Source organism: Paraburkholderia xenovorans (genome assembly GCF_046030735.1).
Taxonomy (GTDB): domain Bacteria; phylum Pseudomonadota; class Gammaproteobacteria; order Burkholderiales; family Burkholderiaceae; genus Paraburkholderia; species Paraburkholderia xenovorans_A.
Genome location: NZ_JAQQBV010000001.1, coordinates 260,864 through 285,785 on the forward strand (window position 1 = coordinate 260,864; position 24,922 = coordinate 285,785).

The 24,922-nt window shown below is 61.3% G+C and carries 26 protein-coding genes; 13 read left to right on the forward strand and 13 right to left on the reverse strand.

The features are described from left to right. The first annotated feature begins 6 nt into the window (after positions 1 to 6). The 3 genes from PQQ51_RS01200 to PQQ51_RS01210 all read left to right on the forward strand — a co-directional run bounded on the left by PQQ51_RS01200 (position 7) and on the right by PQQ51_RS01210 (position 2,742). Positions 7 to 840, forward strand: coding sequence for a carbohydrate ABC transporter permease (locus PQQ51_RS01200; RefSeq protein ID WP_408494289.1), 834 nt, complete (start codon positions 7 to 9; stop codon positions 838 to 840). Next, entirely contained in the window at positions 837 to 1,562 is a 726-nt protein-coding gene (locus PQQ51_RS01205) for an HAD family hydrolase (RefSeq protein ID WP_408494083.1), read from the forward strand. The genes PQQ51_RS01200 and PQQ51_RS01205 overlap by 4 nt, the downstream gene beginning before the upstream one ends. A gap of 70 nt (positions 1,563 to 1,632) precedes the next feature. Next, positions 1,633 to 2,742, forward strand: a complete 1,110-nt coding sequence (locus PQQ51_RS01210) for an ABC transporter ATP-binding protein (RefSeq protein ID WP_408494085.1) — start codon at positions 1,633 to 1,635, stop codon at positions 2,740 to 2,742. Positions 2,743 to 2,788: 46 nt separating this feature from the next. Here the strand turns inward: PQQ51_RS01210 and PQQ51_RS01215 are convergent, their stop codons facing one another. The 3 genes from PQQ51_RS01215 to dalD form a co-directional block, all read right to left on the reverse strand. Beyond that, positions 2,789 to 3,736, reverse strand: coding sequence for a sugar-binding transcriptional regulator (locus tag PQQ51_RS01215; protein ID WP_408494087.1), 948 nt, complete (start codon positions 3,734 to 3,736; stop codon positions 2,789 to 2,791). 78 nt (positions 3,737 to 3,814) lie between these two features. Further along, positions 3,815 to 5,296, reverse strand: a complete 1,482-nt coding sequence (gene xylB / locus PQQ51_RS01220; RefSeq protein WP_408494089.1) for a xylulokinase — start codon at positions 5,294 to 5,296, stop codon at positions 3,815 to 3,817. Positions 5,297 to 5,449: 153 nt separating this feature from the next. Continuing rightward, a complete protein-coding gene (gene dalD, locus PQQ51_RS01225) occupies positions 5,450 to 6,862 on the reverse strand; it encodes a D-arabinitol 4-dehydrogenase (RefSeq protein WP_408494091.1) in 1,413 nt (470 codons plus the stop codon). Between the two features lie 395 nt (positions 6,863 to 7,257). On the opposite strand from dalD, the gene PQQ51_RS01230 reads away from it, so the two are divergent. From PQQ51_RS01230 to PQQ51_RS01265, 8 genes are all read left to right on the forward strand, one after another. Further along, positions 7,258 to 8,259, forward strand: a complete 1,002-nt coding sequence (locus PQQ51_RS01230; protein WP_408494093.1) for an AraC family transcriptional regulator — start codon at positions 7,258 to 7,260, stop codon at positions 8,257 to 8,259. A gap of 112 nt (positions 8,260 to 8,371) precedes the next feature. Beyond that, complete coding sequence (locus PQQ51_RS01235; RefSeq protein WP_408494095.1) at positions 8,372 to 9,310, forward strand: ABC transporter substrate-binding protein; 939 nt, start codon at positions 8,372 to 8,374, stop codon at positions 9,308 to 9,310. 59 nt (positions 9,311 to 9,369) lie between these two features. Beyond that, entirely contained in the window at positions 9,370 to 10,890 is a 1,521-nt protein-coding gene (locus tag PQQ51_RS01240; RefSeq protein WP_408494097.1) for a sugar ABC transporter ATP-binding protein, read from the forward strand. Next, positions 10,877 to 11,884 (forward strand): ABC transporter permease, encoded by a 1,008-nt coding sequence (locus PQQ51_RS01245; RefSeq protein ID WP_408494099.1) that lies wholly within the window; start codon positions 10,877 to 10,879, stop codon positions 11,882 to 11,884. Before PQQ51_RS01240 ends, PQQ51_RS01245 begins: the two co-directional genes overlap by 14 nt. Positions 11,885 to 11,923: 39 nt before the next feature. Then, positions 11,924 to 13,027 (forward strand): alcohol dehydrogenase catalytic domain-containing protein, encoded by a 1,104-nt coding sequence (locus tag PQQ51_RS01250; RefSeq protein ID WP_408494101.1) that lies wholly within the window; start codon positions 11,924 to 11,926, stop codon positions 13,025 to 13,027. Positions 13,028 to 13,063: 36 nt separating this feature from the next. Beyond that, a complete protein-coding gene (locus PQQ51_RS01255) occupies positions 13,064 to 14,608 on the forward strand; it encodes an FGGY-family carbohydrate kinase (RefSeq protein WP_408494103.1) in 1,545 nt (514 codons plus the stop codon). Continuing rightward, positions 14,605 to 15,342 carry an SDR family oxidoreductase gene (locus PQQ51_RS01260; RefSeq protein WP_408494105.1) on the forward strand — a complete coding sequence of 246 codons (738 nt, stop codon included), beginning with the start codon at positions 14,605 to 14,607 and terminating at the stop codon, positions 15,340 to 15,342. Before PQQ51_RS01255 ends, PQQ51_RS01260 begins: the two co-directional genes overlap by 4 nt. Beyond that, positions 15,339 to 15,626 (forward strand): hypothetical protein, encoded by a 288-nt coding sequence (locus PQQ51_RS01265; protein ID WP_408494107.1) that lies wholly within the window; start codon positions 15,339 to 15,341, stop codon positions 15,624 to 15,626. Before PQQ51_RS01260 ends, PQQ51_RS01265 begins: the two co-directional genes overlap by 4 nt. 7 nt (positions 15,627 to 15,633) lie before the next feature. On the opposite strand, the gene PQQ51_RS01270 is transcribed toward PQQ51_RS01265, so the two are convergent. The 8 genes from PQQ51_RS01270 to kynB form a co-directional block, all read right to left on the reverse strand. Next, positions 15,634 to 16,158: a hypothetical protein gene (locus tag PQQ51_RS01270; RefSeq protein WP_408494109.1), complete on the reverse strand. Its 525-nt coding sequence runs from the start codon at positions 16,156 to 16,158 to the stop codon at positions 15,634 to 15,636. 36 nt (positions 16,159 to 16,194) lie between these two features. Then, complete coding sequence (locus tag PQQ51_RS01275; RefSeq protein ID WP_408494111.1) at positions 16,195 to 16,725, reverse strand: hypothetical protein; 531 nt, start codon at positions 16,723 to 16,725, stop codon at positions 16,195 to 16,197. A gap of 28 nt (positions 16,726 to 16,753) precedes the next feature. Then, a complete protein-coding gene (locus PQQ51_RS01280; protein WP_408494113.1) occupies positions 16,754 to 17,269 on the reverse strand; it encodes a hypothetical protein in 516 nt (171 codons plus the stop codon). Between the two features lie 203 nt (positions 17,270 to 17,472). Next, positions 17,473 to 17,952 (reverse strand): hypothetical protein, encoded by a 480-nt coding sequence (locus PQQ51_RS01285; protein ID WP_408494115.1) that lies wholly within the window; start codon positions 17,950 to 17,952, stop codon positions 17,473 to 17,475. Between the two features lie 67 nt (positions 17,953 to 18,019). Then, complete coding sequence (locus PQQ51_RS01290) at positions 18,020 to 18,274, reverse strand: hypothetical protein (protein ID WP_408494117.1); 255 nt, start codon at positions 18,272 to 18,274, stop codon at positions 18,020 to 18,022. Between the two features lie 335 nt (positions 18,275 to 18,609). After that, positions 18,610 to 19,539 carry a tryptophan 2,3-dioxygenase gene (gene kynA / locus PQQ51_RS01295; protein ID WP_408494119.1) on the reverse strand — a complete coding sequence of 310 codons (930 nt, stop codon included), beginning with the start codon at positions 19,537 to 19,539 and terminating at the stop codon, positions 18,610 to 18,612. A 10-nt stretch (positions 19,540 to 19,549) separates the two neighbouring features. Beyond that, positions 19,550 to 20,800 carry a kynureninase gene (gene kynU / locus PQQ51_RS01300; protein ID WP_408494121.1) on the reverse strand — a complete coding sequence of 417 codons (1,251 nt, stop codon included), beginning with the start codon at positions 20,798 to 20,800 and terminating at the stop codon, positions 19,550 to 19,552. Between the two features lie 88 nt (positions 20,801 to 20,888). Then, positions 20,889 to 21,527, reverse strand: a complete 639-nt coding sequence (kynB, locus tag PQQ51_RS01305; protein WP_408494123.1) for an arylformamidase — start codon at positions 21,525 to 21,527, stop codon at positions 20,889 to 20,891. Positions 21,528 to 21,657: 130 nt separating this feature from the next. Between kynB and PQQ51_RS01310 the strand changes: the two genes are divergently transcribed. Next, on the forward strand, positions 21,658 to 22,173 hold the full coding sequence (locus tag PQQ51_RS01310) for an Lrp/AsnC family transcriptional regulator (protein WP_408494125.1): 516 nt from the start codon (positions 21,658 to 21,660) through the stop codon (positions 22,171 to 22,173). Between the two features lie 26 nt (positions 22,174 to 22,199). Here the strand turns inward: PQQ51_RS01310 and PQQ51_RS01315 are convergent, their stop codons facing one another. After that, positions 22,200 to 22,709 carry a flavin reductase family protein gene (locus PQQ51_RS01315; protein ID WP_408494127.1) on the reverse strand — a complete coding sequence of 170 codons (510 nt, stop codon included), beginning with the start codon at positions 22,707 to 22,709 and terminating at the stop codon, positions 22,200 to 22,202. 258 nt (positions 22,710 to 22,967) lie between these two features. On the opposite strand from PQQ51_RS01315, the gene msrA reads away from it, so the two are divergent. Beyond that, entirely contained in the window at positions 22,968 to 23,516 is a 549-nt protein-coding gene (gene msrA, locus PQQ51_RS01320) for a peptide-methionine (S)-S-oxide reductase MsrA (RefSeq protein WP_408494129.1), read from the forward strand. Between the two features lie 52 nt (positions 23,517 to 23,568). Here msrA and PQQ51_RS01325 read toward each other — a convergent pair whose 3' ends face one another. Next, positions 23,569 to 24,864, reverse strand: coding sequence for a DUF72 domain-containing protein (locus PQQ51_RS01325; protein WP_408494131.1), 1,296 nt, complete (start codon positions 24,862 to 24,864; stop codon positions 23,569 to 23,571). Positions 24,865 to 24,922 lie beyond the last annotated feature (58 nt).

Consider the following 24,922-nt stretch of genomic DNA (forward strand, 5'->3'; position numbering starts at 1 on the left):
ACGCCGATGACCGTGCCGGCCAAGTCGCCGTTCGCCGCGATTCGCCGCGGCATTCCCGGCGTGATCGCCTGGCTCGTCGCGTTGCTGCTGTTCTTCCCGATCTTCTGGATGACGATCACCGCGTTCAAGACCGAACAGCAGGCCTATTCGTCGTCGCTGTTTTTCGTGCCGACGCTCGACAGCTTCCGTGAGGTGTTCGCGCGCAGCAACTACTTCGCGTTCGCGTGGAATTCGATCCTGATCTCGGTGGGCGTGACGGTGCTGTGTCTGCTGCTCGCCGTGCCGGCCGCCTACGCGATGGCGTTCTTCCCGACGCGCCGCACGCAGAAAGTGCTGCTGTGGATGCTGTCGACGAAGATGATGCCGTCGGTCGGCGTGCTGGTGCCGATCTATCTGCTGTGGAAGAACACGGGGCTGCTGGATTCGGTGTCGGGTCTGGTGATCGTCTACACGCTGATCAATCTGCCGATTGCGGTATGGATGTCGTTCACGTACTTCGCCGAAATTCCGCGCGACATTCTCGAAGCCGGACGGATCGACGGCGCGGTGACGTGGCAGGAAATCGTCTATCTGCTGATGCCGATGTCGCTGCCCGGACTCGCATCGACCGCGCTGCTGCTCGTGATCCTGTCGTGGAACGAAGCGTTCTGGAGCATCAACCTGTCGAGTTCGAACGCCGCGCCGCTGACCGTGTTCATCGCGTCGTATTCGAGTCCTGAAGGGTTGTTCTGGGCGAAGCTGTCCGCGGCGTCACTGCTCGCGGTCGCGCCGATCCTGATCGTCGGCTGGCTGTCGCAGAAGCAACTGGTGCGCGGCCTGACTTTCGGGGCGGTCAAATGACGGCGAGTCGGACAGCGGGTACGAGCGCCGGCACGGGTGTGAGTCATTTCGCGCTGATCTGCGATTGCGACGGCGTGCTGATCGACAGCGAAGCCGTGGCGGCGCGCATGCTGGTGCACGAACTCGAAGCGCGCTGGCCCGGCGCCGATGTCGAACCGGTGGTGCTGCCGCTGCTCGGCCTGCGCATCGAGGCGGTGTTGCAAGGCACTGCGTCGCGGCTCGGCAAGAGCCTTTCGGTCGCGGACATCGACGCGATCCGTCGCGCCGTGGAGGCGGCGGCGATGCAGGCGCCGGCGGTCGAAGGGATCGAGACGGCGCTCGCTCAGGTGCCGTTGATCAAAGCATGCGCGAGCAACAGCTTCCGGCCGTATGTGGAAAGCGTGCTGGCGCGCACCGGGCTCGTGAGGTTTTTCGGCGACCGCCTGTTCACCGCAGACTCGGTGCCGAATCCGAAGCCCGCGCCGGACGTTTACCTCGCGGCCGCGGCGGGCCTCGGCTTCGCGCCGTCGGCGTGCCTCGTGGTGGAAGACAGCGTGACCGGCGTCACCGCCGCGACCGCGGCGGGAATGACGGTGCTGGGCTTCATCGGCGGCGGTCATGCGAGCGATGCGCAGATCGACAAGCTGCATGCAGCCGGCGCGCGTCACGTGTTCGACGACATGGAGCAACTGCCCGAACTGGTCGCGCAATGGACGCTCAGCACGACGGCGGCCGCGCCGTAAGCGTGGCCACCGGGCCACGCGACATTGGGATAACGAATTAACGCAGCAAGAGCATTAACGGAGACACATCATGGCAAGCGTAACTCTGCGCAACATCAGAAAGGCTTACGACGACAACGAAGTGATGCGCGACATCAATCTCGACATTCTCGATGGCGAGTTCGTCGTGTTCGTGGGCCCGAGCGGTTGCGGTAAATCGACGCTGATGCGGATGATCGCCGGCCTCGAAGACATCAGCGGCGGCGACCTGACCATCGACGGCACGCGTGTGAACGACGTGCCGCCCGCCAAGCGCGGCATCGCGATGGTGTTCCAGTCGTACGCGCTGTATCCGCACATGACGCTATACGACAACATGGCGTTCGGCCTCAAACTGGCCGGCACCAAAAAGCCGGAAATCGACGCCGCCGTGCGCAACGCGGCGAAGATCCTGCACATCGACCATCTGCTCGATCGCAAGCCGAAGCAACTGTCCGGCGGCCAGCGTCAGCGCGTGGCGATCGGCCGCGCGATCACACGCAAGCCGAAGGTGTTCCTGTTCGACGAACCGCTGTCGAATCTCGACGCCGCCCTGCGCGTGAAGATGCGCCTCGAGTTCGCGCGTCTGCACGACGAACTGAAGACCACGATGATCTACGTGACCCACGATCAGGTCGAGGCGATGACGCTCGCCGACAAGATCGTGGTGCTGTCGGCGGGTAACGTCGAGCAGGTGGGTAGCCCGACGATGCTGTATCACGCGCCGGCGAATCGCTTCGTCGCGGGTTTCATCGGCTCGCCGAAAATGAACTTCATGGAAGGCGTGGTGCAGTCGGTCACGCACGACGGCGTCACGGTGCGCTACGAAACCGGCGAGACGCAGCGCGTCGCGGTGGAGCCGGGTGCGGTGAAGCAGGGCGACAAGGTGACCGTGGGCATTCGTCCCGAACATCTGCATGTGGGCACGACGGAAGACGGCATTTCGGCGCGCACGATGGCGCTCGAATCGCTCGGCGACGCCGCGTATCTGTACGCGGAATCGAGCGTGTCGCCCGATGGACTGATCGCGCGGATTCCGCCGCTCGAACGGCACGCGAAGGGCGAGATGCAGAAGCTCGGCGCGAGCCCGGATCATTGCCATCTGTTCGACGCCGATGGTAAGGCGTTCCAGCGCAAGATCGTTGAAGTGCTGGCTGCGTGATGACGTGATGACGTGATGAGAAAGCGGCGCGCGCCGCTTTCTCCCTTCAGACCTCCAGCGCCGCCCGCGCGCACAACTCGTCGGTCACCAGTCCCGACAGCCAGCCGCCTTTGAGCACCGCGATCAGCGCTTCACGTTTGCGCGCGCCGCCCGCAAAACCGATGGTCGGCCGGCGCGGCGGCGAATCGAGCGCGATGCTGGTGACGCGGCGGCCGGTCGGCGATTCGACGTGCGCGCCGGCGGAGTCGATCGGCAGACCGAGCATTTCGGCCACTGCGCCGTTGTGCATCAACTCCTTCACCTCCGCCGAAGTAATAAAGCCGTCTTCGTGCAGCGGACATTTCGGTCCGATATTGCCGATCCCGACAAACGCGACATCCGCCTCGGCCGACAACGATTCGACGATCCTGTACAGCCGGTGATTGCACCACTGCGCGCGCTCGGCTTCGCTATCGGCGAGCAACGGCGCGGGCAGCAGAAAATGCTTGCCGCCGGTCTTCTCGGAAATGTGCAGCGCGACGTCATAGCGGTTCGAGGAGCCGTCCTGGGCGATCGCCCCAACCATCGATACCAACCGGTGCTGCGGACGCTCCAGCTGCGCGATCTGATCGACCGCGGCCTTCAGCGTCCGGCCGCTGCTTACGGCGACCACCATCGGCTTTTCTTCGCCGAGATAACGCTCCATCACCTGCGCGCCCGCCACCGCCAGTTTGCGGTCGACTTCGTCGGCGTTGTCGCCGTCGATCGGCACGACTTCGCACATCGAAAGACCATAGCGTTTGGACAACTGATCGGCGAGCGCGAGGCAGTCGGCCAGTTTGTGATCGACGCGCACGCGGATCAGATTCTTCTCGACCGCGAAGGCCACCAGCCGTTGCGCGACCGGGCGCGACACCTGCAGTTTTTCGGCGATCTCGTTCTGGGTATTGCCGGCAACGTAGTAAAGCCACGCGGCGCGGGTGGCGAGGTCTAATTTTTCTGTGGACTTGGGCACGGTGACGGTTCGCTGAAAGTGCGCCGATGATAGCAGCCGGTGTCCGCGTCTCGACGGCCACCGGCGGCGGTTGGCCGGTCAGGCGAGCGGCTCGCGCGCCGGGTCGAACAGCGGCCGCACGTGGCGATACAGCGCGCGATACGCGTCGAGCCGGCGGCGCAATTCCGCGTGCCGTTGCGGGTTCGGCGTGAATGCTTTGACCACCGGCGCCTTGGCGAGCACCGTGGCGGGGTCGCCGCCGGCCGCGAGCCAGCCCAGACGCGCCGCGCCCAGCGCCGCGCCGGTTTCGCCGCCGCCGTGCTTGCAGGTGGTGGTGTCGAGCGCGTCGGCCAGCAGTTGGCCCCAGTAGTCGCTGCGCGCGCCGCCGCCCAGCAGCGACAGCGCTTTCGCTTCGGTGCCGGCCGCGCGCAACGCGTCGAGGCCGTCGGTGAGCGCGAGCGTCACGCCTTCGAGCACCGCGTAGCCGAGCAATGCGCGGTCCGTCGCGTGATTCATGCCGAAGAACACGCCCTGCGCGTACGGGTCGTTGTGCGGCGTGCGTTCGCCCGACAGATACGGCAGAAAGAGCGGCGCGGTAGCGAGCGCGTCGGGCGCGAGCGCTTCGACTTCGGCGAGCAACGTGGGCTCGTCGGTGGACGTGAGCTTGCAGACCCAACGCAGGCAGCTCGCCGCCGACAACACCACGCTCATCTGATGCCAGCGATCGGGAATCGCGTGGCAGAACGCATGCACCGCGGACGCGGGATTCGGCCGGAAGCTGTCGCCGATCACGCACAACACGCCGGACGTGCCGAGCGACACGAAGCCGTCGCCCGGCTGCACCGCGCCGATACCGATCGCGCTCGTCGCGTTGTCGCCGCCGCCGGCCGCGACGATCACGCCGTCGCGCAAACCGAATTCGCGCGCCACGTCGGGCAGCAGCGTGCCGGACGGCTCGCTGCCTTCGCAGAGGCTCGGCATTTGCGCGCGCGTCATGTTGCAGGCAGCGAGCAGCGAATTGGACCAGTCGCGTTTGGCGACGTCGAGCCACAGCGTGCCCGCCGCATCCGACGGATCGGACACCTTGCCGCCCGTCAGTTGCAGCCGCAGATAATCCTTCGGTAGCAGCACACAGGCGGTCTGCGCAAAGATCTCGGGTTCATGGCGCGCGACCCACAGCAACTTCGGCGCGGTGAAACCCGGCATCGCCAGATTGCCGGCGACGGTGTGCAGATCCGGCGCGCGCTCGGTCAACTCCGCGCATTCCTTGTCGCTGCGCATGTCGTTCCACAGGATCGCGGGACGCAGCACGCGGTCTTCGGCGTCGAGCAGCACGGCGCCGTGCATCTGACCGGACAGCCCGATGCCGCGAATCTGCGCGAACTCGTCCGGGTGCCTCGCGCGCAACGTGGCGAGCGCCGTGCGCGTGCCCGCCCACCAGTCTTCGGGATTCTGTTCGGCCCAGCGCTGATGCGGGCGCGAAACGGTAAACGGGGAGCCTGCGGTGCCGATCACGCGTCCGTCGGACGCGAGCAGCAGGACTTTCACTTCGGACGTGCCGAGGTCGATGCCGAGATACATGGGCGCGAAACCTTCGTCGATAGGGATGCGCTACTTTAGCCGCACATGGCGCGCGGTGCCATGCGCATTAAGCCTGGCACCGTGGCCGGATAGAGGTGTGGCGCTTCGGGACGCGGCAGCGAGCGCCGCGCCTTTCGTGAGCGCCGTGCCGGTTCAGGCCGCGCCGCGTTTGGCGAGCCACACGTCGACGCGCGCCAACGCGCCGGCCAGCGCCGATTCCAGTTCCGGCGTCTGCGCCATGCTGCCCCACAGCAGCCGGTCGGCTGCGAAGACTTGCAGCGGATCGGCTGCGGCGAAGAAACCGTGCGCGACGCGCTCGTCCATCACGCCGTCCTGATACGCGTACGGCAGCTTGCCCGTGTGCCAGCGTTCGAGGAAGCGGAAGAACAGCGCGGGCAGCATTGCGGTAGCGCCCGGCGTCACGCCGCGCTCGAAGCATTCGGAGAGCGTCGGCGCGATGAAGCCGGGCAGCTTCGAAAAGCCGTCCGCCGCGACGCGCTGATTCGTGTCCTGGATGTACGGATTGCCGAAGCGCTCGAGCACCACGTCGCGATAGCGTTCGAGATCGAGCGGACTCGGCGTGAGGCACGGAATCACGTCTTCGCTCACGTAATCGAACGCGAACCGGTTGATGTCTTTGTCGAGCGTGCCTTCGTGGATGTAGTTCAGCCCGACCAGCGTGCCGGCCCACGCGATACAGCTATGCGTCGCGTTGAGAATGCGGATCTTGGCTTCCTCGTACGGCATCACCGAGTCGACCAGTTCCGCGCCGGCCTTTTCCCACGCGGGACGGCCGGCGATGAAGTCGTCTTCGATCACCCACTGGATGAACGCCTCGCCCATCACCGGGCATCGATCGTCGACGCCGGTCGCGGCCTTCACGCGTTCGCGCACGTCCGGCGTGGGGCGCGGCGTGATGCGGTCGACCATCGAACTCGGGCATGCGGTGTTGTCGTCGAACCATTGGGCCAGATCGTTCGCGCCGCGCCGCTCCAGAAACTCGCTCATGCCTGCATGAAAGCGCTCGCCGTTGCTGCGCAGGTTGTCGCAGGTTTGCAGCGTGACCGGTCCCGCGCCGCGCTTCATTCGCGCGTCCAGAATCGCCGCGAGCGCGCCGTAGATCGTCGTGTGACCGCCGTTCAGATCGGCCGCGAGATCGGCATTGGCCGTGTCGAGCTCGTCTTCGTCGTCGAGGTAATAACCGCCTTCGGTGACGGTGAACGAGATGATCTTGCAGGCCGGATCGGCGCCCGCTTCGATCAGCGCATCGAGGCTTTCGGTCCACGGCACCACGCGCTCGATCGAGCGGATCGTCTCGTACGCGCGCTCACCTTGCGGCGTGACGGTTTCGAGCGTGTAGACGCCGTTTTGCGCGGCCAGCGCGTCGAGCACCGCGTTCATGTCGCTACGGATATTGCCGACCGTCAGCGACCAGTGCGGCTCGCCGGGCACTTTCGCTTCGTTCAGCCGATGCAGATACCACGCCTGATGCGCGCGATGAAACGATCCCGCGCCGATGTGCAGGATCACGTGTGCGGCCGCGCCGCTGCCTTGCCCGCTGTTCATTTGCGTCTCCTGAATGTCCTGAATCGCAGCGCTCGGAGCGTGCGTTTTTTCTGAGGTGGAGCATTTGCTCTGTCTGTGAGCGAATGATCGTACCCGCGGAATCGAATGTCAAGGCGGCGCGCGCGGCTTTTCGTGGCGCAGCGCGGCGTGAGCGGACTCGCAGCAAGACTTGTTGCGCGCCGATGCGTTGTGGGACGCGTCGGGACGCGCGATGTCCGCTCTTTTGCGTTGCAACAAATTTGACTTTTGCCGCGCCAGGACTAACCCGAATGCAAAAAAGTATCGGTCCGCGGTTTCATTTTTAGTGGTGCGGGGCGCGGATGAGGACTACTTTTCGCTATACAAGACGAAGATCAGCGGGCGCCTTCCGGCGAGCCGCTTCATGGAGGAAGACAGTGCAACCCGATCTCGAGCTCGTGGCCGTACGCCGTGACGAATCGTTCAAAGTGTGGTCGCACGGCTATCCGTATCGCACGGTGCGCTGGCACTTTCACCCGGAATACGAAATTCATCTGATCGTCGCGACGAGCGGCAAGATGTTCGTCGGCGACCATATCAGCAACTTCGCGCCGGGCAACCTGGTGTTGATGGGCCCGAACCTGCCGCATAACTGGGTGAGCGAAGTGCCGGACGGCGAGATCATCGCGCAGCGCAATCTGGTCGTGCAGTTCGGTCAGGACTTCGTGTCCGGTTGCCTCGACCGCTTTCCGGAGTGGCGCCAGGTCGAAGCGTTGCTCGCGGATTCGCGCCGCGGCGTGTCGTTCGGCGCGCAAACCAGCGCCGCGATCAAGCCGCTGTTCCTCGAATTGCTGAACGCACGCGGACTGCGCCGGCTCGTGCTGTTCATGTCGATGCTCGAAACGCTGATGAGCGCCGAAGACCGCGAGACGCTCGCGAGCCCAGCGTATCAGGCCGATTCGACCGGCTTCGCGTCGACCCGCATCAATCACGTGCTGTCGTATATCGGCAAGAACCTCGCCAACGAATTGCGCGAATCGGATCTGGCGCAACTCGCGGGACAAAGCGTCAGTGCGTTCTCGCGTTACTTTCGCCGTCATACGGGGTTGCCGTTCGTGCAGTACGTGAATCGCATGCGGATCAATCTCGCGTGTCAGTTGCTGACCGACGACGACCTGAGCGTCACCGACATCTGTTTCAAGTCGGGCTTCAACAACCTGTCCAATTTCAACCGGCAGTTCCTCGCGGTCAAAGGGATGGCGCCCTCGAAGTTTCGCCATTACCAGCAACTGAACGACGCGAGCCGCGATGCGTCCGAAGAAGCGGCCGCGCGTGGCGTGGGCATCGACGGTGTGCCTGGCATCGTGCTCGCGTCAGGTTTGCCAGGTTTGCCGCGCAGCGCCGCTGCTGCGTATCAATCGCGTAGCGCACCGACGTAGCGTTTCACACGCTTCCGACCGAAGCGTTTCATTTCAGCCCTGGTTTTACACGCATCGCGCTGTCTCGCACAGCGCGAGGGACGTGCTTATTCTTTAAAAAATGGAGACAACCATGACGCAATCCTTTTCGAAGATCTTCACGCGCAGCGCCACCGCATTCGCGACGCTCGCCGTCGGTGTGTCGCTGATCGCCGCGCCGGCCGCGCAAGCCGCGCCGCTGAAAATCGGCATGACGTTCCAGGAGTTGAACAACCCGTATTTCGTGACGATGCAAAAAGCGCTGAACGACGCGGCTGCGTCGATCGGCGCGACGGTGGTCGTCACCGATGCGCATCATGACGTCAGCAAGCAGGTCAGCGACGTCGAAGACATGCTGCAGAAGAAGATCGACATCCTGCTCGTGAATCCGACCGACTCGACGGGTATTCAATCGGCGGTGACATCGGCGAAGAAAGCGGGCGTGGTGGTCGTGGCCGTGGATGCGAACGCGAACGGTCCGGTCGATTCGTTCGTGGGCTCGAAGAATTACGACGCGGGTGAAATGGCCTGCGAGTATCTGGCGAAGTCGATCGGCGGCAGCGGCGAAGTGGCGATTCTCGACGGCATTCCAGTCGTGCCGATTCTCGAACGCGTGCGCGGTTGCAAGGCGGCGCTCGCAAAAGTGCCAGGCATCAAGCTCGTGGATACGCAGAACGGCAAGCAGGAACGTGCGACCGCTTTGTCCGTGACCGAGAACATGATTCAGGCGCATCCGAATCTGAAGGGCGTGTTCAGCGTGAACGACGGCGGCTCGATGGGCGCGCTGTCGGCGATCGAATCGTCGGGCAAGGACATCAAACTGACCAGCGTCGACGGTGCGCCGGAAGCGATCGCCGCGATCCAGAAGCCGAATTCGAAGTTCATCGAAACCTCCGCGCAATTCCCGGCCGATCAGGTGCGGATCGCGCTCGGCATTGCGTTGGCGAAGAAGTGGGGCGCCAATGTGCCGAAAGCCATTCCTGTCGATGTGAAGATGATCGACAAGAGCAACGCCAAGGGTTTCAGCTGGTAAGCCGAATGCCTGCCGTCGTGCTTCTTTGAATACGACGGCAGGCAGCAGAGGAGGACCCGATGGACACGATACTCAAGCTCGACAACATCACCAAAAGTTTTCCCGGTGTGAAAGCGCTGCAAGGCATTCATCTGGAAATCGCGCGCGGAGAGATTCACGCGCTACTCGGTGAAAACGGCGCGGGCAAATCCACGCTGATGAAAATCCTGTGCGGTATTTATCAGCCGGACGTAGGCACGATCACGATCGCAGGCGAAACGCGGCACTTCACGAACTATCACGACGCGGTGGCGGCGGGCGTCGGCATCGTGTTTCAGGAGTTCAGCCTGATTCCGTATTTGAATGCGGTGGAGAACATCTTTCTCGGCCGTGAGATGAAGAGCGGCTTGGGTCTGCTGGAGCGCGGCAAGATGCGGCGCGCGGCGGCGGCGATTTTTCAGCGGCTCGGCGTGGCGATCGATCTGTCGGTGCCGATTCGCGAGTTGTCGGTTGCGCAGCAGCAATTCGTGGAGATCGGCAAGGCGTTGTCGCTGGAGGCGCGCATTCTGATTCTGGATGAGCCGACCGCGACGCTCACGCCCGCCGAAGCCGGGCATCTGTTCGCGATCATGCGCGATCTGAAGACCCAGGGTGTCGCGATGATTTTCATCTCGCACCATCTGGAAGAGATCTTCGAAGTGTGCGACCGCATTACCGTGTTGCGCGATGGCCAGTACGTGGGCATGACCGAGGTCGCGCAATCGGATGTGAGCCGCCTCGTTGAAATGATGGTGGGCCGTCGCATCGAAAACAGTTTTCCGCCGAAGCCGCCGTTGCGCGCCGATGCGAAAGTCGTGCTCGAAGTCGACAAATTGCAATTGCTGAAAGACAGCCCGATGCTGAAATTCAACCTGCGCGAAGGCGAGATTCTCGGCTTTGCGGGACTGGTCGGCTCGGGGCGCACGGAAACCGCGCTCGCGGTGATCGGCGCGGATCCGGCATACGTAAAGGAGATTCGCATCGACGGTGCGGCCGCGAAGCTCTCCGATCCCGCCGATGCGTTGCGCGCCGGGGTTGGCATCCTGCCGGAAAGCCGCAAGACCGAAGGCCTGATCACCGATTTCTCGATCAAGCAGAACATCTCGATCAACAACCTCGGCAAGTATCGCTCGCTGCGTTTTTTCATCGACCAGCGCAGCGAAGCGCGCGCGACCGCCGACATCATGAAGCGCGTCGGCGTGAAGGCGCCGACGATGCACACCGAAGTCGCCACGCTGTCGGGCGGCAATCAGCAGAAAGTGGTGATCGCGCGCTGGCTGAATCATCACACCAACATCCTGATCTTCGACGAACCGACGCGCGGCATCGACGTCGGCGCGAAAGCGGAAATCTATTTGCTGATGCGTGAACTCACCGCGCGCGGCTACTCGATCATCATGATCTCGTCCGAACTGCCGGAAATCGTCGGTATGTGCGACCGCGTCGCCGTGTTCCGGCAGGGCCGCATCGAAGCGATGCTCGAAGGCGACGAGATCGACTCGAACGCCGTGATGACCTATGCAACAGCCGGCACTCGTGGAGCCAGTCATGAACACGCCTAATCCTTCTTCATCGCCTGAACCGTCCACGGTCAGCAGCGATACCCCCGGCGCTCCGGTTCGCTTCACGTGGGCCGCATTGAAACGCTCGACGCTGTTCTATCCGTTCATCGGCTTGCTGGTGGTTTGCATCGTGATGGTGTTCGCGAGCGACAGCTTTCTTTCCGGCGCGAACATCGAGAACGTACTGCGTCAGGTGTCCATCAACGCGATCATCGCGGTCGGCATGACGTGCGTGATTCTGACCGGCGGCATCGATCTGTCGGTGGGATCGGTGATGGCTTTGGCCGGCACGCTTGCCGCTGGTTTGATGGTCGCCGGCATGAACGCGGTTGCCGCGTTGGCGGTGGGCATCGCGGTCGGTTTGGGTTTCGGCGCGGCTAATGGGTTCTTCGTCGCGTTCGCCGGGATGCCGCCGATCATCGTCACGCTCGCGACGATGGGAATCGCACGCGGCCTCGCGCTGATCTACACGGGCGGCTACCCGATCGACGGTTTGCCGGACTGGGTCAGCTTCTTCGGCAGCGGCAAGATTCTCGGCGTGCAGGCGCCCGTCGTGATCATGGCGGTGATCTACGTGATCGCGTGGGTGCTGCTCGAGCGCATGCCGTTCGGCCGCTATGTGTACGCGATCGGCGGCAATGAACAGGCGACGCGTCTTTCCGGTGTGCGTGTGGCGCGTGTGAAGCTGATCGTCTACACGATCGCCGGCTTGACCTCCGCGTTTGCCGCGATCGTGCTCACCGCGCGTTTGATGAGCGGCCAGCCGAATGCGGGCGTCGGCTTCGAACTCGACGCCATCGCTGCCGTGGTGATGGGCGGCACTTCGATTTCCGGCGGGCGCGGCTCGATCATCGGCACGCTGATCGGTGCGCTGCTGCTTGGCGTGCTGAACAACGGCCTGAACATGGTCGGCGTGAATCCGTATGTGCAGAACGTGATCAAGGGCGGAATCATCTTGCTCGCAATTTACATCAGCCGCGACCGCAGAAAGTAACTCTCTCCACTGACTCCTCTTTTCAAGCAGGACCATGCAATGACTCAAACTACTCAAGCCAATCAATCCGGTCGGCAGGATATGACGGCGATCGTCTGCCATGCACCGAAAGATTATCGCGTCGAGCAGGTATCGAAGCCGAAAGCTCGGACTCACGAACTGGTGATCCGCATCGCCGCGTGCGGAATCTGCGCGAGCGATTGCAAATGTCATTCGGGCGCGAAAATGTTCTGGGGCGGCCCGAGTCCCTGGGTCAAGGCACCGGTGATTCCGGGGCACGAGTTCTTTGGATTCGTCGAAGAAATCGGCGAGGGCGCGGCAGACCACTTCGGCGTGAAGATCGGCGATCGCGTGATTGCTGAACAGATCGTGCCGTGCGGCAAGTGCCGCTATTGCAAATCCGGTCAGTACTGGATGTGCGAAGTACACAACATCTTCGGCTTTCAGCGGGAAGTTGCCGATGGCGGGATGGCCGAGTACATGCGCATTCCGCCGACCGCGATCGTCCACAAGATCCCTGACGGGATTTCGCTGGAAGATGCGGCGATCATCGAGCCGTTGGCCTGCGCGATCCACACGGTGAATCGCGGCGAACTGCAACTCGACGATGTCGTGGTGATTGCGGGCGCCGGGCCGCTCGGTTTGATGATGACGCAAGTCGCGCATCTGAAGACGCCGAAGAAGCTGGTGGTGATCGATCTAGTCGAAGAGCGTCTCGCACTGGCTCGCGAATACGGTGCGGATATAACGATCAATCCGAAACAGGACGATGCGCTTGCGATCATCCATTCGCTGACCGACGGTTATGGTTGCGACGTCTACATCGAAACCACCGGCGCGCCGATCGGCGTCAATCAGGGCATGGACCTGATTCGCAAGCTTGGACGCTTTGTCGAGTTCTCCGTGTTCGGCGCGGATACGACGCTCGACTGGTCCGTGATCGGCGACCGCAAGGAACTCGATGTACGTGGCGCGCATCTCGGGCCATACTGTTATCCGATCGCGATCGATCTGCTGGCGCGCGGGCTGGTGACGTCTAAAGGCATCGTCACGCACGGCTTTTCGCTGGAAGAGTGGGACGAAGCGATCAAGGTTGCGAATTCGCTCGATTCGATCAAGGTATTGTTGAAGCCGCGCGGCTGATTGGCCGAGTACGAGCGGCAAATAAACGGAGACTGTATGGACTACGTCATCGGCGTCGATATCGGCACGCAGAGCACGAAGGCGCTGCTGGTCGATCAGCATGGCGCGATCGTCGCGCAACACGCGTCGAGCTATCAGCCGGATACGCCTAAGCCGTTGTGGGCCGAACAATGGCCGGCCGTGTGGTTCAAGGCGGTGGTGGAATGCGTGGCCGCGTGCGTCGCGAAAGGCAAGGAGGCCGGCGTCGCGGCGAAGTCGATCAAGGCGGTATGCGTAAGCAGCCTGTATGGCGGATCGGGCATTCCCGTCGACAGCGAAATGCGGCCGCTCTATCCGTGTCTGATCTGGATGGATCGCCGCGCGACCGATCAGGTCGAGTGGGTGCGCGGCAACGTCGATCTCGACCGTCTTTATGCGATCACCGGCAACGGCGTGGACAGCTACTACGGCTATACGAAGATGCTGTGGCTGCGCGATCGTGAACCGGACGTGTGGGCCAATACGCGTTACTTTCTGCCGCCGAATGCTTACGTGATCTACATGCTGACCGGCGAAGTCGCGGTCGATCACAGTTCAGCGGGGAATATCGGCGGTATCTACGATATCGCTAAACGCGACTGGTCCGACGAAGCGCTCGACATGCTCGGCATTCCCGCGACGATGATGCCGGAGCGGCTGGTGGAATCGTCGGATGTAGTGGGTGGATTGTTGTCGCAGTGGACCGGACAGCTCGGGCTGGAAGCGGGCACTGCGATCGTCGCGGGCGGCGTGGATGCGGCGATGGCGACGTTCGCCGCGGGCGTCACGCGTGCCGGACAACACGTCGCGATGATCGGCACGAGCATGTGCTGGGGCTATATCAACCAGACTGTCGACGCGCGTCATGGTTTGATCAGCATGCCGCATGTGTTCAATAGCCAGCGCGATATCTATGTGTTCGGCGGGGCGATTACTGCGGGTGCTTCGGTGACGTGGTATCGCGAGCAGTTCTGCCACGCCGAGATCGAGGCAGCGCGCGCGACGCCGCATGGCGATCCGCATCGGTTGCTGGAGGAGAGTGCTTCACAGATTCCGGCGGGGTCGGACGGCGTGCTGTTCCTGCCGTATCTGATGGGCGAGCGCAGTCCGGTGTGGGATGCGAAAGCGAGCGGCGCGTTTATCGGGTTGAGTCTGTTCCATACGCGCGCGCATTTGTATCGGGCGGTGTTGGAAGGTGTGTCGTTTGCTTTGCAGCACAACATCGAGGCGGGACGAAAGGGCGCGCAATCACTCGACGACAAATTGATCGTAGTGGGCGGTGCCGCGCATTCGGATTTGTGGATGCAGATCATCGCCGATGTGACCGGGTATCCGGTGTATACGATCGAACAGGACGTGGAGGCGGCGATGGGGGCGGCGTTGCTGGCGGGTGTCGGCGTCGGACTGGTTTCGCGTGAAGAAGCGCAGGGCGGCTGGGTGACGCTGGTCGAGCGCGCGCAGCCGGACGCGGCGCGTATGGCGTTGTATGAGCAGCGCTTTGGCGTTTATCGGGATCTGTATCCGGCGTTGAAGCCGGTCATGCATCGGTTGCAATCGTCATGAACGCTACTTTCGATTTTTCCGGGCGCTCGATTCTGGTGACGGGGGCGTCGAGTGGAATAGGGCGCGCGACGGTGGAGGCGCTGTGTACTGCCGGCGCGAATGTGGTCGCGGCGGCACGTAACGTTGCCGAGCTTGCGCGGTTGGCTGAAGAGACCGGGTGTGAGCCTTTGGTGCTCGATGTGGGCGATGAGGCCGCCATCGACGATGCGCTGGCATTGCTCGAACCATTCGATGGGCTGGTGAATTGCGCGGGGATCGCGTTGCTCGAGCGTGCGGTGGACACGACTGCTGCCAGTTTCGATCGTGTGATGGCGGTGAATGCGCGCGGGGCGGTGTTGGTCGCGAAGCATGTGGCGCGGGGGATGATTCAGGCGAAACGTGCGGGGAGCATCGTGAATGTTTCGAGTCAGGCCGGGCTAGTCGCGCTTGATGATCATTTGAGTTATTCGGCTTCGAAGGCGGCGTTGGATGCGGTGACGCGCGCGTTGTGTATTGAGCTGGGGCCGTTTGGGATTCGCGTGAATAGCGTCAACCCGACAGTGACGTTGACGCCGATGGCCGTGATGGCGTGGAGCGATCCTGTGAAGCGCGATCCTGCGTTGCAGGCGATTCCGTTGCGGCGATTCGCGGAGCCGGTGGAGGTCGCGGCGCCGATCATGTTTTTGTTGAGCGATGCGGCTTCGATGGTTAGTGGGGTGAGTTTGCCGGTTGATGGGGGGTATACGGCGCGGTGAATGAAGCCGGGGTACTTGCCGAAATGGAAATTGAAGTAGTCGAACGGATCGGGCTTCAGGACCAGTGTGGCAAAGTCGCCCGTTCCCTTGAACGCCAGCAAGTGGCGGATCAGGTCGAAAAATTTCTGGGTCTGAAGATCGATGGTGTCGAAGTACAACAGGTCCGTCGACGGAACTGTACCCAGATTTTTTACTTCAGTTGTAGCGCGCGTCCACAGAGACAGGAAGTCGGAACGATCGTGAATGAAGTCGATGGTGCTCATGTTCTTTGGTTTGTTATGTAGTGGATTGCTAGTCGATAAGTTTGAAACCGGGAGCGACGTGCACGAGGTCGCGGGTTAGCGTTGCGCGAGCAAATGCGGTGGCTTCATGTGACGAGGCGAAGGCAGCCGTTTCCTTCGAATCGTCTCCATAGGCTATCCACCCACCCGCTTGAGGCATAACCACATAAGCCCAGGTGTTGAAAGCGAGCGCATCGGCCGGGCTACCGCCGGGGTCAGTTTGCAGCTTCGTGCAATAGTCCATTTCATCGTCCTCCGGTTGAAAGACGATCGCAGGGAACTTGGAGAAGTGACTGAAAAAGTATCCGAACGGGTCCGGGCGCAAACCTACGAAAGCAAAGCTATCTGTTGCTGTGTCGGTGAAGCAAAGCAGTTCCCTGACGAATCGATAAAAGTGGCGGGTCGTCACGATCGCTGAGTCGAAATAGACAAGTTCATGTGGGGCATGCTGCTGGAGTGTGTGCATGCCGGCAGTTGCGCGTGACCACAGACTGTCAAACGCAATAGGGTCGTCGATGTAGATCTGTTTTTCCATTTCACTATCGGCCGTAACGTTCGGCCGAGCATTTTCTTAGTCGAAGGTCGGACACTCGGGATTTCCCTGATCGGGATTCTCGTAGAAAGCGAATGACTCTCGTGCGAAAGCCATGACATCTGCGGGTCCAGATAGCACACCTGTTCCACCGTCCCAGTCCCGATCGGCATACATGAACCATTCACCTATGATTGGTAACACGACATATTGCTCGGAATAGAAGCCGATCGCGTCGGCCGGACTGCCTCCAGGGTCCTTCATCAGGATTTCAAAGAAGGCGTCGTCGTCGTGACCGGCTGTGACAATGAATCCCGAGTACTTGCCAAAATGAAAATGGAAGTAGTTGAATGGATCGGGGTGCAAGACGATTACAGCGAAATCTCCATTTCCATTGAAAGATGCGATGCTGCGGATCAGGTCACGGAACCGCTCTATCCCGATGTTTGAGGAGTCAAAGTGGAGCAACTCCGTGACTGGAGTCATCGGCAATTGTTGCTTGCACGCACATGCACGCTGCCAAAGCGCAATGAAGGTGTCGCGATTCTGGATGAAGTTAATGTTGCTCATTTCACCAACCGGATTTTGATGGTCGCGTTCACGGCTCGACGCGGAATCCGCTCGGCGGCTTGATAAAAAACGGATAGAACTCGCGTGCGCATTCCATCACGTCCGACGGCCCGTGCAACACACCGACCTCCCATGAACGATCGCCGAATGCAATCCATTCACCGTCGATCGGCATGATCACGTAATGCTCGTGATTCACCCCTAGTGCGTCGGCCAGACTGTCTCCGGGGTCTTGCATCATGAAGTCGAAGAACTCGACGTAAGTATTCGTTCGTCCGTGAATGAAGCCGGGGTATTTGCCAAAGTGATGGTGAAAGTACGTGACGGGGTCGGGCTTTAAGATCAAGGTTGCAAAGTCGGCGGCACCTTGAAAAATAAGTAATGTCTGTACCAGGTCAAAGAACTTCGGCGTCGCAATGTCAATTGGATCGAAGTAGAGCAGTTCGGCGACGGGTATATCCGTAAGCCGTTGCACACTGGTCTTCGCACGATCCCACAGCGCCGTGAACTGGGAGAAGTCGTGTATGTAATCGAGTTGGTTCATTGTTTAAGAATTCAGCGTCAAACAGGGCGGCCCTTCGTCAGGCCCTGTTAGCGTTTTGCGAGAAATAATCAGTGATGGGACCGATCGAAATTGAGAATTCGCACACTGTGGTTCCGGTGGTGTTCTTCCCTCAAAACGTCGGTCAAGAATATTTGTCGACCGCTTCCTGGTAGTTCGGTCGACGGTCGCGCGTATCGTGAGATTCAGTCAACTATCCGGAAATTTGGTCCGGGGTAGAGGAAGAATGGATAGTGTTCTCGACTGAACTTGAGAACATCCGCCGGTCCGATTAGGGCGCTCATTTCCTTGCTCCAGTTTCCGTAAACGAACCAGCTACCGTTGGTCGGCAGAATTGCGTAACGTTGCGCATTGCTAGCCAATGCATCCGCCAAGCTGTCACCGGGGTCGGCGTTAAGAAATGCAAAGTAGTCGTCGACGCTGTGCTCAGGGCCAACATGGAAGGCCGGATATTTTTGAAAATGATGATGGAAATAGGTGAACGGATCTGGGCGCAGGGCCAGTACCGTGAAGGTATCCGCGTGCTCGAACGCCAGGAGCGCGCGAATAAAGAAGAAAAACGTTGGGGTCGAGATATCGATGGAATCAAAATAAAGGGTTGGCTGAGTTCGCGCCGATTCAGCCAGTGTTTGAACCGCTGCATTAGCCCGATTCCATAGCTGCATGAAATCTTCCAGGTTGTACAAGAAGTTGCTTTTTTGTCGATTGATCATTTTCCGCCCAAGCGAATTTTTACTGTAGCTTTGCCACCACCCACCGCGTAGCCTGCGGACAGCAGGACGCCCTCGCGTAATTCGCCATCCCGCCGGGCGTATTACCGACTACATCCAGTCGACAGGTTTTTGAGCCCGGCGTTGCGCCGGAGTCCGAGTAGAGCTCGAAACAGTCTTTTGCGTTGGTGCCGAACGCGACCAGCAATAACGCGAATGCGGCAAGGAAACGGATCAGCACGCCGGCTGCGCCGTTTTGAGATTTCCTTGAAGTCATTTTTCTCCCTTTAGTTGTTCATTACGCTTGTGTCGGCGTAAAGACTTTTAAGGAGAATGAGTTTTTTGAGGGGGCGAAAATTCCGAAAAGACTATCGAATTGGCTTCATCGCGCGGCGATTACACAGGCTGGCGCTATGGCCTCATGCTCACGCTGATATTCCTGACGCGTGATCAGAAATGCCTTACGTGGTTTTGAACTTAACCGAAGATTGACGGCCGGGATCTCGTCGGCGTCACATGCAGATCGGCAAGTGCCCAACCCGGTACACAAAGATATTTCGGATGCCGACGCATTGCACGCCGGCATCGTAAAGCCCAAAGCGCCCAAAGCGCCTAAAGCATCGTCCTCACATGCCAAAGCTCGGGAAACAGAACCACGTCCAGCATCTTGCGCAGATAAGGCGCGCCGCTGGTCCCGCCCGTACCCTGCTTGAATCCGATAATCCGCTCGACGGTGGTCACGTGTCTGAATCGCCACTGCCGAAACGCATCTTCAAGATCGACGAGTTCCTCGGCCATCTCATACAGGTCCCAATGCTGCGAAGGATTGCGATACACCTCCAGCCACGCCGCTTCGACGGAAGCATCATGAGTAGTAGGTTGCGTCCAATCCCGCTCCAATCTTGCCGGTGAAATCGCAAACCCACGACGCGACAACAGGCGCACGACTTCGTCATAAAAAGAAGGCGCTTCCAGCGAAGCCTTGACCTCGGCAAAAACATCAGCCCGATGCGCATGCGGCTTCAACATCTGTTCATTCTTATTGCCGAGCAGAAACTCGATCTGCCGATACTGATAAGACTGAAACCCAGACGAACTCCCCAGATAAGGCCGCATTGCGGTGTACTCGGAAGGCGTCATCGTTGCGAGAACGCTCCATGCCTGCACGAGTTGCTCGAGTATCCGCGACACGCGCGCGAGCATCTTGAACGCGGGCGGCAACTCGTCCTTATGCACCGCCTTCAACGCCGCCTGCAATTCATACAGCGCGAGTTTCATCCACAACTCGCTCGTCTGATGCTGAATGATGAACAGCATCTCGTTGTGATCCGGCGACAGCGGATGCTGCGCATCGAGCACCGTGCCTAGCGACAAATAATCGCCGTAGCTCATCGATTCCGAAAAATCGAGTTGCGCGTCGTGCCAGCCATCGCCGGAATCATCGGCGGACGGTGCCGCGGTAGCATGACCGCCGTGTCCAAACGGACATCCCTGTGCAGGCTTTTCTTCCGGCAATCCCGGCGTTTGCATGTGATCGGTCATCGCGCGCTCCTCAGGTCACCGCGCCGCGAGCGGCAAATTCAGGGGCCCGCCAGGTCTCGTTGACGAGTACTTCGCGCAGCGTCTCCACGGCATCCCACACATCGACAAACCGCGTATACAGCGGTGTAAAGCCGAATCGCAACACGTACGGCTCGCGATAATCGCCGATCACGCCGCGCGCGATCAACGCCTGCATCACCTCATAACCTTGCGGATGTTCGAAGCTCGCATGCGAGCCGCGCCGCGCATGTTCACGCGGCGTCACGAGCTTCAGCGGGAATTCGCCACAACGAGCCTCGACGAGTTCGATAAACAGATCGGTCAAAGCCAGCGACTTGCTGCGGATCGCCTGCATATCCGTTTGCAGGAACACGTCGAGTCCGCATTCGACCAGCGACATCGACACCATCGGCTGCGTGCCGCACAGAAAGCGGCCGATGCCGTCGTCCGGTTGATACGCCGGGTCCATCTTGAACGGCGCGCGGTGTCCCCACCAGCCGGAGAGCGGTTGCGAAAAATCGTTCTGATGACGCTTGGGCACCCACACGAAGGCCGGCGAACCCGGACCGCCGTTCAGATACTTGTACGTACAGCCCACTGCGTAATCCGCGCCGACGCCATTCAGATCGACCGGCACTGCGCCGGCCGAATGCGCGAGATCCCACAGCGCGAGTGCGCCCTTGTCGTGGATCAGTTGGGTCAGCGCGGCCATGTCGTGCATATAGCCGGTGCGGTAGTTCACGTGCGTGATCATCGCGATCGCCGTGTCGTCGCCGATCGCGGCGGGCAGCTCGGACGGATCGTCGACGAGACGCAGTTCATAGCCGCGGTCGAGCTGTTCGATCAACCCTTGCGCGATATACAGATCGGTCGGGAAATTCGAACGCTCGGACACGATCACGCGACGCTTCGGGTCACGCGCATTCGCGAGCCGCAACGCGGCGGACAGCAGCTTGAACAGATTGATCGAAATCGTATCGGTGACGACCACTTCGTTGTCGGCCGCGCCGATCAGCGGCGCGAGCTTGTTGCCGAGCCGGCGCGGCAACTCGAACCAGCCGGCCGTGTTCCAGCTGCGGATCAGCCCTTCGCCCCATTCCGCGCCGATCACGGTCTGCGCGCGTTGCGCGGCGGCGGCGGGCGGCACGCCGAGCGAATTGCCGTCGAGGTAGATCGTGGTTGACGACAGCGCGAATTGATCGCGTAGCGCGGCCAGCGGGTCGGCGCGGTCGAGCGCCAGTGCTTCGTCACGGTGGTTCATGGTGGTCCAGTCGGTCAGATCAAAGTGTTTGGTGGTGAGGCCCCGCATTCCTTCGCGTTGCCTTGCGTTGCGTCGCCTTGCGCTTCGCTCAGCCAGCGTCGGGCAGCGCGCGCAACACGGCGCGCACCGGACTTGCGTCGAGCGTGGTCAGCTTCAGCGGCAGTGCGATCAGCTCGTAATCGCCGGGCGCGACGGCATCCAGCACGATGCCCTCGAGAATCGCCATCCGATGCGCTCGGATCCGGTGGTGGGCGTCCATCGTCTTCGATTCCTGCGGATCGAGCGACGGCGTGTCGATGCCGATCAGCTTCACGCCGTTGGCTGCCAGCAGGTCGATCGTCTCCGGCGCGACTGCGCAGAACGCGCTATCCCACGCGGTGGTGGGTGCGGTTTTGTAAGTGCGCAGTAAGACTCGGGGCGGCAGGTCGTCGAGCGAGCCGGCCAGGTGTTGTGGCGTCACAACAGGCGTCGCGCCGATGCAATGAATCACGCGGCAGCGGCCGAGGTACGCATCGAGCGGAACGTGGCCGATCGCGGCGCCGCCGGCGTCGTAGTGAAGCGGCGCGTCGGTGTGAGCGCCGGTGTGCGGCGACAGCGTGAGCCGCGCGACGTTGACCGGCGAGCCTGCCTCCATGCGCCACACGCGTTCGATGCCGACCGGCGTATCGCCCGGCCAGACGGGTGTCGTCGTATCGACGGCTGGCGTGATGTCCCAGAGTGTGTCCATGTCTCCATCGGCGAATTGTGTCTATCGGTGAATGATAGGTGGCCTGCCGCGAAATGTGATTGCGAAAAAATCTCCTTCTGCGGCTTGTCTTGGAACATAATTTGATTCAAATGGGAAAGGGAGACCGAATATGAACGCGATCTCGCTCGACGCCACCGATTGCCGTATCTTGACGGTGCTTCAGCAAGAAGGACGGATCAGCAATCTCGATCTTGCGGAGCGGATTTCGCTCTCGCCATCAGCCTGTCTACGACGCCTGCGTCTGCTGGAAGAGCAGGGCGTCATCGAGCATTACCGTGCGTGTCTGAACCGCGAGGTGCTGGGCTTCGAACTGGAAGCGTTCGTGCAGGTGTCGATGCGCAACGACCAGGAGAACTGGCACGAGCGTTTCGCGGAAGCGGTGCGGGATTGGCCGGAGGTGGTCGGCGCGTTCGTCGTGACCGGCGAGACGCATTACCTGCTGCGGGTACTCGCGCACAACCTCAAGCATTATTCGGATTTCGTGCTGCAGCGTTTGTACAAAGCGCCGGGCGTGATGGATATCCGTTCGAATATCGTGCTGCAGACGTTGAAGGAAGATTCAGGCGTGCCGGTTTCGCTGGTCACGAAGACCGGCGGCCATAGCGCCGTGCACAACGACCGCTGAGATCGCGGCGGCGCCGGCGCTTCGGTTCAAAGCCCTTTGAGCCCGTGAAATTGCCCGTTCTGAAACACAAGCGGTGCAATTTCCGCGGCATCCGCACGCACGCCGCAGCGCTCCACTTCACCGACGAAAATCACGTGGTCGCCCTCTTCGTAGCGGCTGCGGTTATGGCATTCGAACCACGCGAGCGCGCCTTCCAGCACCGGCATGCCGGTGTCGCCTTGCGCGTGGGACACCCCTTCGAAGCGATCGCCCTTCACGGTCGCAAAGCGTTTGCACAGATCCAGTTGCGATGCGGCCAGCACGTTGATCACGTAGTGGCTATTCGTGCGGAACACCGGCATCGACGCGGACCGCGTCGCGAGACTCCACAGCACGAGCGGCGGATTGAGCGAAACCGAATTGAACGAACTGGCCGTGATGCCGATCAGTTGACCGGACTCGGCGCGCGTCGTAATGACGGTCACGCCGGTGGCGAATTGACCGAGCGCCTGTTTGAAGGCGGGTTGGTCGAAGTTGGGCGGGCTTGCGCGCTTCATTGGGCGTGAGCCTTCCGCGCAAACCGGCTGAACCCCGGCGTGAACTCAACGCGCGTACGGCTGGAAACAAATGATTCGAAAGTCATAGTGAAAATCGTCAATTTGTTTGGATTTTAACTGCAATTGCAGAGGACCTCGGCTGCGACCCCTGTCGGTCGATGGGAAATCCGTTAAGCTGGAATGCTTGGGCCGTGGCACGAGCGTTGCGCTGAAGAGTAAGCGGCACCGGCCGATTGTGAGTTTCAAGGAGCAAGCAGCATGAGTCAGACAAGCGAAGTCGCCACTCTCGGCGGCGGATGTTTCTGGTGCCTCGAAGCCGTGTATCTGGGCGTCGACGGCGTGAACGCGGTGGAGTCGGGCTATGCGGGCGGCGAGGCGCAGCATCCGACTTACGAACAGGTATGCGACGGCGTGACCGGCCACGCGGAAGTCGTCAAAGTCGACTTCGATCCGGCGAAGATCAGCTATCGCGAGATTCTGGATATTTTCTTCGCGATCCACGATCCGACCCAACTGAACCGCCAGGGCAATGACGTCGGTACGCAGTATCGGTCGGTGATTTTCACGCATTCGGACGCGCAGCGCGAAACGGCGCTACAGGCGATCCGCGAGATTGCCGATCAACGGATTTACGACGGCCAGATAGTCACGCAGGTGCTGCCGCTCGACGGCAACTACTGGCCCGCGGAGGCGTATCACCAGAACTACTTCGCGCAGCACCCGAATCAGGGTTACTGCTCGTTCGTGGTGGCGCCGAAGGTCGCGAAATTCCGGCAGAAGTTCGCGCATCGGATCAAGGCGAGCTGAAGTACTGCGCATCGAGCCGATTGTGGAGATTGTGGAGTGAGTGAGGCAGCGGTCAACCCGCTTCAGGGTCTTCGCTGCTTTCCTCGCTCTGCGGCGATGTGTCCTGCTCACCAGGCGGCGCTTCTTCTGCGTCCTCTTTTTCACGAACGTCTTCATGTTCGTGCTCATGAACCTGGCGCGTGTATGCGTCGACAATCGCGCGCGCCAGTTCCACGCAGCTTAACGGCGCCGAACCCTCCGCCTTGTTGTTGATCGCGATCACCACCGGCTGGCCGGCCAGCGCGTAGCGCGCGGCCACCTCGGCGAGCGACGCACGGGTGGCCGGGTCCTGATCGACCAGCCGGTTGAACGGTTCATATTTGGCCTTCGCCTGCTCGTATTTGAAGCCGCCGTGCAGGCTCCAGCGCACGATCAACGGGCCGGACGGCTCGCCGTCGAGCAGCGCGAGCGCCGCCGCCTGGCGCAGCGGATCCGGCATCCGCGCATGAATCCCCACGCAATACCGCACACCGGCCGCTTTCAGCGTGCGGATGAAGCGCGGCGTCAGCAGACTGGCATCGCGGATTTCGACTGCGTAGCAGGTGCCGTCGGGAAGTGCCGGCAGCGCGTGCAGAAAAGCGCCGAGTCGTTCGATGAACGCCGCCGGCTGCGCAAGCATCTGATCGGGCAACGGCGAAAGCTGAAACACCAGCGCGCCGGCTTTTTTGCCGAGGCCTTCGACGCAAGGCGTGACGAAATCGTCGATGGCCATCTGCGCATTCAGGAAGCACGGATTCAGTTCGACCGGCTCGCCGCGTTCGGCGCGCACGGTGGCGTCGGTGACCGTCATCGGCGCTTTGACGATGAAGCGGAAATGCTCCGGCACCTGCTGCGCGTAACGCAAGTATTCGGTGACCGTGAGCGCCTGATAAAACGACCGGTCGATGCTGACGGTTTTCAGCAACGGATGCGCGCCATAGGCGCCGAGGCCTTCGCGCGAGAGTTTGCTGTTGCTGTATTCGTCGCCGTAGACGATGCCGTTCCAGCCCGGAAACGACCACGTGGACGTGCCGAGGTGAATCTGCGGCGGCAACTGTGCGGCAAGTGCAAGGAGTTCGGGCGACGGCGGGGCGGCGGTGACGTCGCGAGTGCGGCGTTTTTTCGGTGCGTCGGCGTTGTTGGCCGGCGGCTCGGATGATTCAGTTGCGGCGCGCGGCGCTTTGGCATCGCGCTTTGCATCGGCTTTCGCAGGCGCAGCCGCCGGCTCGATCGGCATCCCGAACAGATCGAACTGCACGGCGTCGGCCTGCACGTCCGGTTCGCCGCTTACCGGCTCTTCATCGACTTCGTGTGTCCCGCTTTGGCCCATCGTCGTTCGACCTGCTGTTGAAAGTTGCGCCGCGTCGCTTCGCGGTCACGGCAAAAAC

What these genes read in the sequence shown, in the direction of transcription:
- PQQ51_RS01290 (WP_408494117.1), bottom strand. Translation starts at nt 18,274, where the DNA reads ATGACTTCAAGGAAATCTCAAAACGGCGCAGCCGGCGTGCTGATCCGT.
- PQQ51_RS01270 (WP_408494109.1), bottom strand. Translation starts at nt 16,158, where the DNA reads ATGGAAAAACAGATCTACATCGACGACCCTATTGCGTTTGACAGTCTG.
- xylB (WP_408494089.1), bottom strand. Translation starts at nt 5,296, where the DNA reads ATGTATCTCGGCATCGACCTCGGCACGTCCGAAGTGAAAGTCCTGCTG.
- PQQ51_RS01205 (WP_408494083.1), top strand. Translation starts at nt 837, where the DNA reads ATGACGGCGAGTCGGACAGCGGGTACGAGCGCCGGCACGGGTGTGAGT.
- PQQ51_RS01250 (WP_408494101.1), top strand. Translation starts at nt 11,924, where the DNA reads ATGACTCAAACTACTCAAGCCAATCAATCCGGTCGGCAGGATATGACG.
- PQQ51_RS01210 (WP_408494085.1), top strand. Translation starts at nt 1,633, where the DNA reads ATGGCAAGCGTAACTCTGCGCAACATCAGAAAGGCTTACGACGACAAC.
- PQQ51_RS01245 (WP_408494099.1), top strand. Translation starts at nt 10,877, where the DNA reads ATGAACACGCCTAATCCTTCTTCATCGCCTGAACCGTCCACGGTCAGC.
- msrA (WP_408494129.1), top strand. Translation starts at nt 22,968, where the DNA reads ATGAGTCAGACAAGCGAAGTCGCCACTCTCGGCGGCGGATGTTTCTGG.
- PQQ51_RS01235 (WP_408494095.1), top strand. Translation starts at nt 8,372, where the DNA reads ATGACGCAATCCTTTTCGAAGATCTTCACGCGCAGCGCCACCGCATTC.
- kynU (WP_408494121.1), bottom strand. Translation starts at nt 20,800, where the DNA reads ATGAACCACCGTGACGAAGCACTGGCGCTCGACCGCGCCGACCCGCTG.
- PQQ51_RS01285 (WP_408494115.1), bottom strand. Translation starts at nt 17,952, where the DNA reads ATGCAGCTATGGAATCGGGCTAATGCAGCGGTTCAAACACTGGCTGAA.
- PQQ51_RS01200 (WP_408494289.1), top strand. Translation starts at nt 7, where the DNA reads ATGACCGTGCCGGCCAAGTCGCCGTTCGCCGCGATTCGCCGCGGCATT.
- PQQ51_RS01325 (WP_408494131.1), bottom strand. Translation starts at nt 24,864, where the DNA reads ATGGGCCAAAGCGGGACACACGAAGTCGATGAAGAGCCGGTAAGCGGC.
- kynB (WP_408494123.1), bottom strand. Translation starts at nt 21,527, where the DNA reads ATGGACACACTCTGGGACATCACGCCAGCCGTCGATACGACGACACCC.
- PQQ51_RS01310 (WP_408494125.1), top strand. Translation starts at nt 21,658, where the DNA reads ATGAACGCGATCTCGCTCGACGCCACCGATTGCCGTATCTTGACGGTG.
- PQQ51_RS01275 (WP_408494111.1), bottom strand. Translation starts at nt 16,725, where the DNA reads ATGAGCAACATTAACTTCATCCAGAATCGCGACACCTTCATTGCGCTT.
- PQQ51_RS01315 (WP_408494127.1), bottom strand. Translation starts at nt 22,709, where the DNA reads ATGAAGCGCGCAAGCCCGCCCAACTTCGACCAACCCGCCTTCAAACAG.
- PQQ51_RS01280 (WP_408494113.1), bottom strand. Translation starts at nt 17,269, where the DNA reads ATGAACCAACTCGATTACATACACGACTTCTCCCAGTTCACGGCGCTG.
- dalD (WP_408494091.1), bottom strand. Translation starts at nt 6,862, where the DNA reads ATGAACAGCGGGCAAGGCAGCGGCGCGGCCGCACACGTGATCCTGCAC.
- PQQ51_RS01255 (WP_408494103.1), top strand. Translation starts at nt 13,064, where the DNA reads ATGGACTACGTCATCGGCGTCGATATCGGCACGCAGAGCACGAAGGCG.
- PQQ51_RS01260 (WP_408494105.1), top strand. Translation starts at nt 14,605, where the DNA reads ATGAACGCTACTTTCGATTTTTCCGGGCGCTCGATTCTGGTGACGGGG.
- PQQ51_RS01240 (WP_408494097.1), top strand. Translation starts at nt 9,370, where the DNA reads ATGGACACGATACTCAAGCTCGACAACATCACCAAAAGTTTTCCCGGT.
- kynA (WP_408494119.1), bottom strand. Translation starts at nt 19,539, where the DNA reads ATGACCGATCACATGCAAACGCCGGGATTGCCGGAAGAAAAGCCTGCA.